Source organism: Pseudomonas sp. SWRI51, from assembly GCF_014268825.1.
Lineage (GTDB): Bacteria > Pseudomonadota > Gammaproteobacteria > Pseudomonadales > Pseudomonadaceae > Aquipseudomonas > Aquipseudomonas farsensis.
The window spans coordinates 1-7929 of sequence record NZ_JABWRG010000147.1 but is presented as its reverse complement, the minus strand read 5'-3'; the positions used below and the strand labels follow the sequence as shown (position 1 = coordinate 7929).

General features: G+C 63.4%; 5 protein-coding genes. All 5 read left to right on the top strand.

Translation table 11 applies throughout. The annotated features are described in order from the left end of the window. The first annotated feature begins 394 nt into the window (after positions 1-394). The gene (gene dusB, locus HU720_RS23405; RefSeq protein ID WP_186523445.1) at positions 395-1408 is read left to right on the top strand and encodes a tRNA dihydrouridine synthase DusB; all 1014 of its coding nucleotides are present in this window, start codon (positions 395-397) and stop codon (positions 1406-1408) included. After that, on the top strand, positions 1405-1725 hold the full coding sequence (gene fis / locus HU720_RS23400; protein WP_008093076.1) for a DNA-binding transcriptional regulator Fis: 321 nt from the start codon (positions 1405-1407) through the stop codon (positions 1723-1725). The genes dusB and fis overlap by 4 nt, the downstream gene beginning before the upstream one ends. Positions 1726-1802: 77 nt before the next feature. Continuing rightward, positions 1803-3410, top strand: a complete 1608-nt coding sequence (purH, locus tag HU720_RS23395) for a bifunctional phosphoribosylaminoimidazolecarboxamide formyltransferase/IMP cyclohydrolase (protein ID WP_186523443.1) — start codon at positions 1803-1805, stop codon at positions 3408-3410. Positions 3411-3549: 139 nt separating this feature from the next. Beyond that, on the top strand, positions 3550-4845 hold the full coding sequence (purD, locus tag HU720_RS23390) for a phosphoribosylamine--glycine ligase (RefSeq protein ID WP_186523442.1): 1296 nt from the start codon (positions 3550-3552) through the stop codon (positions 4843-4845). A gap of 136 nt (positions 4846-4981) precedes the next feature. After that, positions 4982-7747, top strand: coding sequence for a response regulator (locus HU720_RS23385; protein ID WP_186523440.1), 2766 nt, complete (start codon positions 4982-4984; stop codon positions 7745-7747). The last annotated feature ends 182 nt before the right edge of the window (positions 7748-7929 follow it).

The window sequence follows — 7929 nt, the reverse complement described above, 5'->3', positions numbered from 1 at the left end:
TCTGGTGGGTGCACAGATCCTGGGGCTGCTTCGCAGCCCATCGCGACACAAGGCCGCTCCTACACAATCAAAAGCGAATTGCCCGAAACCATAGAATCTCCCACAGGAGCTCAGCCAGGCATCTCTATCGCGGCCCGGCGCTGTCTTTGTGGGAGCTGGCGCCAGCCTGCGATGAGGCCGGTACAGGGTTGCATATAACCGACGTGCGGACTTGACCCGCGAAAGTGACAGCACCGTTGCAGCGCACGCCTACTCCCACGCCACCCATGCAAATGTCATAAGCCGGCAACTGTTCAGATTTTATCCAAATCCTTCTTTATCCAGTCATCGAGAGCGGGTATCATGCCCACCCTTTTTCGACTCCAATGATTCGGCCCCACAACAGGGAACACCTATGTCGGCGGTACGCATCGGCCCTTATACATTGCACAACAATCTGATCCTCGCGCCGATGGCCGGGGTGACGGACCAGCCGTTCCGCACGCTGTGCAAACGCCTGGGGGCAGGCATGGTGGTGTCGGAAATGGTCAGTAGCGACATGAGCCTGTGGAACAGCCGCAAGTCCAGCCTGCGCCGCATCCATGAAGGTGATCCCGAGCCACGCTCGGTACAGATCGCCGGGGGTGATGCACAGATGATGGCCGCGGCGGCCCGGGCCAACGTGGCCGCTGGCGCCCAGATCATCGACATCAACATGGGCTGCCCGGCAAAAAAAGTCTGCAACAAGGCTGCCGGCTCTGCTTTATTGAGAGACGAAGCTTTGGTTACCGAGATCCTCCAGGCCGTGGTCGGCGCTGTCGAGGTCCCGGTAACGCTGAAAATTCGCACCGGTTGGGACCGGGCGAACAAGAACGGCCTGAACGTCGCGAAAATCGCCGAACAGGCCGGCATCCAGGCGCTTGCGGTACATGGCCGCACACGCGCCGACCTGTACACCGGTGAAGCCGAGTACGACACCATCGCCGCCATCAAGCAGGCGGTGTCGATCCCGGTATTTGCCAACGGCGATATCACTTCGCCAGAAAAAGCCCGGGCGGTGCTGGATGCCACCGGGGTCGACGGCCTGCTGATCGGCCGGGCTGCCCAGGGGCGGCCATGGATTTTCCGCGAGGTCGAGCATTACCTGCGCACGGGCGAGCACATGCCGGCCCCGGCGCTGGATGAAGTAGAACGCATTCTGCTGGAACACCTGGCCGCGCTACACGCCTTCTATGGCGATGTAATGGGCGTGCGGATTGCCCGCAAGCATGTCGGCTGGTACCTGGCAACCCGACCTGGCGGCAAGGAGTTCCGCAGCCAGTTCAACGCCTTGCAAGACACACAAGCGCAGTGCGCCAACGTTCAGGCCTACTTCGCCGAACGTCGACAGAGCCTTGGGACAGAGGACGAACAAGGGGTGGCCGCATGACGATGATGACCGAGACATTAGTGAGTGGAACAACGCCCGTGAGCGACAACGCCAACCTCAAGCAGCACCTGAACACGCCGAGCGAGGAGGGTCAGACCCTGCGCGACAGCGTCGAAAAGGCGCTGCACAACTACTTCGCCCACCTGGAAGGCGCGACCGTGACGGACGTGTACAACCTGGTGCTCTCCGAAGTCGAGGCGCCCCTGCTCGAAAGCGTGATGAACTACGTCAAGGGCAACCAGACCAAGGCCAGCGAAATGCTCGGGCTCAACCGAGGCACGCTGCGCAAGAAGCTCAAGCAGTACGATCTGTTGTAAGGCCAGAACCCCATACAAGAAAGGCGCTCATGCGAAGAGGCGCCTTTTTTTGACTTCACCGTGTTATGGAATCCGAAATGACCGACCAGACTACCCGCCTGCCGATCCGCCGCGCCCTGATCAGCGTCTCCGACAAGACCGGGATCCTCGAATTCGCCCGTGAGCTGCAACAGCTCGGCGTGGAGATCCTGTCGACCGGCGGCACCTACAAGCTGCTCAAGGACAACGGCGTCAACGCGGTGGAAGTGGCCGACTACACAGGCTTCGCCGAAATGATGGACGGCCGGGTCAAAACCCTGCACCCGAAAATCCACGGCGGTATCCTCGGCCGTCGTGGCACTGACGATGCCATCATGAGCGAGCACGGCATCAAGCCGATCGACCTGGTCGCGGTCAACCTGTACCCGTTCGAAGCCACCATCAACAAGCCAGGTTGCGACCTGCCGACCGCGATCGAGAACATCGACATCGGCGGCCCGACCATGGTCCGTTCGGCGGCGAAAAACCACAAGGATGTCGCGATCGTGGTCAACGCCGGCGACTACGCCGGTATCGTCGAGAGCCTCAAGGCCGGTGGCCTGACCTACGCCCAGCGCTTCGACCTGATGCTCAAGGCGTTCGAGCACACTGCCGCCTACGACGGCATGATCGCCAACTACATGGGCACCATCGACCAGGCCCGCGACACCCTGTCGACCGAAGACCGCAGCCAGTTCCCGCGCACCTTCAACAGCCAGTTCGTCAAGGCCCAGGAAATGCGCTACGGCGAGAACCCGCACCAGAGCGCGGCGTTCTACGTTGAAGCCAAAAAGGGCGAAGCGAGCATCTCCAGTGCCGTGCAGCTGCAGGGCAAGGAGCTGTCGTTCAACAACGTGGCCGACACCGATGCTGCACTTGAGTGCGTGAAGAGCTTCGTCAAGCCTGCCTGCGTCATCGTCAAGCACGCCAACCCGTGCGGCGTGGCGGTAGTGCCGGAAAACGAAGGCGGCATCCGCAAGGCCTACGACCTGGCCTACGCCACCGACACCGAGTCGGCCTTCGGCGGCATCATCGCCTTCAACCGCGAGCTGGACGGTGAAACCGCCCAGGCCATCGTCGACCGCCAGTTCGTCGAAGTGATCATCGCACCGAAAATCTCCCAGGCCGCCCGCGACGTCGTGGCTGCCAAGCAGAACGTGCGCCTGCTCGAATGCGGCGAATGGCCAGCTGAGCGTGCTGCCGGTTGGGACTTCAAGCGGGTCAACGGCGGGCTGCTGGTACAGAGCCGCGATATCGGCATGATCACTGCCGATGACCTGAAGATTGTCACCAAACGTGCACCGACCGAGCAAGAGGTGCATGACCTGGTGTTTGCCTGGAAAGTCGCCAAGTTCGTCAAGTCCAACGCCATTGTCTACGCCAAGCAGCGCCAGACCATCGGTGTCGGCGCCGGCCAGATGAGCCGCGTCAACTCCGCACGCATCGCTGCAATCAAAGCCGAGCATGCTGGCCTGCAGGTGCAGGGTGCGGTCATGGCCTCGGATGCGTTCTTCCCGTTCCGCGACGGCATCGACAATGCCGCCAAGGCCGGCATCAGCGCGGTGATCCAACCGGGCGGCTCGATGCGTGACGCCGAAGTGATCGCCGCAGCCGACGAAGCCGGCATCGCGATGGTCTTCACTGGCATGCGCCACTTCCGCCACTAATTTACTGCGGATTGCGTGGGAGCGGGCTTGCCCCGCGATAGCGTCAGCATAGGCCACAGCGTTGCCTTGCCTTACGTCATCGCGGGGCAAGCCCGCTCCCACGCAACGGTCACAGGTTTAGAGAACTCGAGGTTTTGACATGAAAGTTTTGATCATTGGCAGCGGTGGCCGCGAGCACGCCCTGGCCTGGAAAGTCGCCCAGGACCCACGGGTCGAGAAAATCTTCGTCGCCCCCGGCAACGCCGGCACCGCCACTGAAGCCAAGTGCGAAAACGTCGCCATCGATGTCTGCGCCCTGGAGCAACTGGCTGACTTCGCCGAAAAGAACGTCGACCTGACCATCGTTGGCCCGGAAGCGCCACTGGTGATCGGCGTGGTCGACCTGTTCCGCAGCCGTGGCCTTGACTGCTTCGGCCCGACCAAGGGCGCGGCCCAGCTGGAAGGCTCCAAAGCCTTCACCAAGGACTTCCTGGCTCGCCACAAGATCCCGACCGCCGACTACCAGAACTTCACCGAGATCGAGCCGGCCCTGGCCTATCTGCGTGAAAAAGGCGCGCCCATCGTGATCAAGGCCGACGGCCTGGCCGCAGGCAAGGGCGTCATCGTCGCCATGACCCTGCAGGAAGCCGAAGACGCCGTGCGCGACATGCTCGCTGGCAACGCGTTCGGTGAAGCCGGTTCGCGCGTGGTCATCGAGGAGTTCCTCGACGGCGAAGAAGCCAGCTTCATCGTCATGGTCGACGGCCACAATGTGCTGCCAATGGCCACCAGCCAGGACCACAAGCGCGTCGGCGACCAGGACAGCGGCCCGAACACCGGCGGCATGGGCGCCTACTCGCCAGCCCCGGTGGTCACCGCCCAAGTGCACCAGCGCGTGATGGACCAGGTCATCTGGCCGACCGTGCGTGGCATGGCCGAGGAAGGCAACGTCTACACCGGCTTCCTGTACGCCGGGCTGATGATCGACAAGGCCGGCAACCCCAAGGTCATCGAGTTCAACTGCCGTTTCGGCGACCCGGAAACCCAGCCCGTCATGCTGCGCCTGGAATCAAGCCTGGTGCTGCTGATCGAGGCGGCCTTCGCCAAGGCCCTGGACAAGGTCGAAGCACAATGGGACCCGCGCCCGAGCCTGGGCGTGGTCCTGGCTGCCGGCGGCTACCCGGGCGACTACGCCAAAGGTGACGTGATCAATGGCCTGGACGCTGCTGCCAAGATCGAAGGCAAGGTGTTCCATGCCGGCACTTCGCTCAAGGATGGCCAGGTCGTGACCAACGGCGGCCGCGTGCTCTGCGCCACCGCAATGGGCAGCACCGTTGCCGATGCCCAGCAACAGGCCTACCGCCTGGCCCGCGAAATCAGCTGGAACGCAAGCTTCTACCGCACCGACGTCGGCTACCGGGCCATTGCCCGCGAGCGCGGTGAAGATCAGCAGTAAGGCTGCACCGAACAGCCGTGACGCGCTCGCGACACGGCCTTCGGCTCGTCGACAAGGCCCTTCTGGGCCTTGCCTTCGCCTTGGCGCGCCGCGCATAGTTGTTGCCTGGCTTATTTAGCTAAGAAAGGATTTCGTCGTGCCTCGGCTTCGGATTGCCACCGCCCTGATCGTCAGCTTGCTGGCCCTGCTTTGCCTGTTCCCGGCGCACGCCGATCAGGACGGCTGGTCTGCGCTGCTCGACGAACAAGCCAGCCTGCAGCTGTCCGATGTGCGCTCCGAGCGCTACCGCAACCAGTTCAGCCCGGTGGGCCTCGACGAACTGGAAGCCGCCCTGCCCGACCAGGCCCTGTGGTTGCACTACCGCCTGGAACCCACTGACCAGGAACAACTGGTCCGTATTTTTGCCCCCGATCTCTCGCGCCTTGACCTCTATGCCCTCGAAGGCGGCAGGCTGCTGCGCCAGCTGCACCACGGGCGTCAAGGCGACAACACCAGCCCCGACCTGCATGGCAGCGACCATGTGCTGCCGCTGCCGCGCAGCAGCCAGCCGGTAGATGTGTACCTGCGGCTGGTTTCCGAGCATCAACTGCGCCCAGCGGTGAGCCTGGAACCCTCGGCCCTGGCCGCCGCCGATCAAAGCCAGCCGCTGCTGTTCGGCCTGCTGTTTGGCGGCCTGGCCATGCTGATCGTGCACAACCTGATCCGCTTCGCCTACACCCGATCCAGCACCACACTGATTCTGGCGCTGTACCACGCGCTGATGCTGCTAAGCGCGCTGATTCTGCTCAACCTCAGCGGGCCGTGGTCGCACAAGTGGTACAGCGCCCAGACCCCGGCCGCCTACCTGACCCTGGTGCTGGCGTGCCTTGCCGGGCTGTACTTCACCCAGCACTTCTTTGCCCCCTGCAGTTCGGCGCGGCTCAACCGCCTGTTACAAGGCGAGATGCTGCTGGTGGCGGTGAGCGGCCTGCTGTTGCTGTTCGTCGACACCCTGCCGCTGAACCTGATGACCTACGCCCTGCTGGCCCTGGGCAGCGTCAGCATGCTGCTGGTCAGTGGCTACCACTGGCTCGGCGGCTACCGGCCGGGGCGGCTGTTTGCCGTGGCCATGCTGGTGTTCAACCTGGGCGGGCTGGTATTGCTGCCGGCCCTGCTGGGGCTGACCCGCACGCCAACGCCGTGGCTGCTGTGCATCCTGATGGCGTTGACCGTCGGCAGTGGCTTGCTGCTTAACCTGTCGGTCAGTGAACGTCTGCGGCGCATCAGCGAGGAGCGTTTTAGCGCCAGCCGCGCCCTGGCAGCCAGCGACGCCGAAATAAACGCCAAGGCCGAATTCCTGGCCAAGATCAGCCACGAAATCCGCACGCCGATGAACGGCGTGCTGGGCATGACCGAGCTGCTACTGGGCACGCCGCTGTCGGTCAAACAACGCGACTATGTGCAGACCATCCACAGCGCGGGTAACGAGCTGCTCACCCTGATCAACGAAATTCTCGACATTTCCAAGCTCGAATCCCGGCAGATCGAGCTGGATGACGTGCAGTTCGACCTTAACGCGCTGATCGAGGACTGCCTCAACATCTTCCGCTCCAAAGCCGAGCAGCAGAACATCGAGCTGATCAGCTTTACCCAGCCGCAGGTGCCCCAAGTCATCAGCGGCGACCCCACACGGCTGCGCCAGGCGCTGTCGAGCCTGCTGGAAAACGCACTTAAAAACACCGACCACGGCGAGATCCTGCTGGTGGTGGCGCTCGACCAGCGTGGCGATGCCACGCGCCTGCGCATCGCCGTGCAGGACAGCGGCGAGCCTATGGCCCCCGCCGAGCGTGACGCGCTGCTGCAGGCCGAACTGCACAGCCGGCATTTTCTTTCCAGCAACAAGCTCGGTGGCCACCTGGGCCTGATAATCGCCAAGCAGTTGATTGGCCTGATGCAGGGCGAGTTCGGCATCAAGACCAGCACCAGCATGGGCAACACGTTGTGGCTGTCGCTGCCGCTGGACCCACAGCGCCTGGAGCAGCCGCCCACCGACTTCGACGGCCCGCTGCGCGATGCGCGGGTGCTGGTGGTGGACGACAACGATACCTGCCGTAAGGTGCTGGTACAGCAATGCAGCGCCTGGGGCATGAACGTCAGCGCCGTGCCATCGGGCAAGGAGGCGCTGGCGCTGCTGCGCACCAAGGCGCACCTGCGTGACTATTTCGATGTGGTGCTGCTCGACCAGAACATGCCGGGCATGACCGGCATGCAGCTGGCCGCCAAGATCAAGGAAGACCCAAGCCTGAACCACGACATCCTCGTGGTCATGCTCACCGGCATCAGCAACGCGCCCAGCAAGGTGATTGCGCGCAACGCCGGCATCAAGCGCATTCTGGCCAAGCCGGTTGCCGGCTACACGCTAAAGACCACGCTGGCCGAAGAGCTCGCCCTGCGTGGCCGCGAACAGGCCATGCCAGCATCGCCGGCCAGCGCGCCACAGCCGCTGCACCTGCCGGGCGACTTCCGCATTCTGGTGGCCGAAGACAACAGTATTTCGACCAAGGTCATCCGCGGCATGCTCGGCAAACTGGAGCTGCAGCCCGATACCGCCAGCAATGGCGAAGAAGCGCTGCAGGCCATGAAGGCCAAGCACTACGACCTGGTGCTGATGGACTGCGAAATGCCGGTGCTCGATGGTTTTACTGCCACCCAGCAACTGCGCGCCTGGGAGTCAGCCAACCAGCGCCCACGCACCCCGGTCGTCGCCCTGACTGCGCATATTCTTGCCGAACACAAAGAGCGTGCCCGCCTGGCGGGCATGGATGGGCATATGGCCAAGCCCGTCGAGCTGTCGCAATTGCGCGAGCTGGTGCAGTACTGGGCCGGGCAGCGCCAGGCGGTGCCTGACAGCCTGGCGCCATGAGCTCTGCGGTGTAGAGCACTCTAGGGTGCTGCACCGCCTGCACCGGCCTCATCGCAGGCTATCGCCAGCTCCCACGGAGACCGTGCTCAACCGCAACATTGCTGGTGTACCCGATCCTGTGGGAAACGATAGATAGTTGTGGCGAGCGGGCTTGTCCCGCGTTGGGCTGCGCAGCAGCCCTG

Coding starts and splice junctions, on each gene's coding strand:
- dusB (WP_186523445.1), top strand. CDS start 395: ATGTCGGCGGTACGCATCGGCCCTTATACATTGCACAACAATCTGATC.
- fis (WP_008093076.1), top strand. CDS start 1,405: ATGACGATGATGACCGAGACATTAGTGAGTGGAACAACGCCCGTGAGC.
- purH (WP_186523443.1), top strand. CDS start 1,803: ATGACCGACCAGACTACCCGCCTGCCGATCCGCCGCGCCCTGATCAGC.
- purD (WP_186523442.1), top strand. CDS start 3,550: ATGAAAGTTTTGATCATTGGCAGCGGTGGCCGCGAGCACGCCCTGGCC.